The organism is Pedococcus sp. P1_H8 (genome assembly GCF_056405175.1).
This window is the reverse complement of sequence record NZ_JBFUCP010000262.1, coordinates 1-431: the sequence shown is the minus strand read 5'-3', so window position 1 is coordinate 431 and position 431 is coordinate 1. Positions and strand designations below refer to the sequence as shown.

At 69.1% G+C, this 431-nt stretch carries 1 protein-coding gene; it reads left to right on the top strand.

The window, feature by feature from the left end; all coding sequences use genetic code 11:
• Positions 1-161 (top strand): rubredoxin (locus AC1DYG_RS19900; protein ID WP_477641573.1); only part of this gene is annotated, 161 nt, incomplete at its 5' end.
• Positions 162-431: the final 270 nt, after the last annotated feature.

Sequence of the window (431 nt, the reverse complement as noted above, 5' to 3'; positions counted from 1 at the left end):
GCTGTGTCCAGTGTGGATTCGAGTACGACGAGGAGCTGGGGTGGCCCGACGACGGTATCGCCCCGGGCACCCGGTGGGACGACATCCCGGACGACTGGAGTTGCCCGGACTGCGGCGCCGCGAAGGCCGACTTCGACATGGTCGAGGTCGCTCGGTCATGACCTCGGTCGCGATCGCCGGGACCGGGATCGCCGACCTGCGCGAACCGGCCGCCACTGCCGGTGTGCACGGTGACGCCGTCCACGTTTGACGCCGCGCACGCACAATGCCACTCTCGCCACCATGGCTCCGTCGAACCGACTCCCGTACCAGCAGGCCACCCGCACCCTCCTGCGGGAGTCGGTTCTGGACGCGATGCGGGACCTGCTGTCGGTGAAGGACTGGTCAGAGGTGACCATGACCGATGTCGCGGCGGGCGCGCAGGTCAGCAG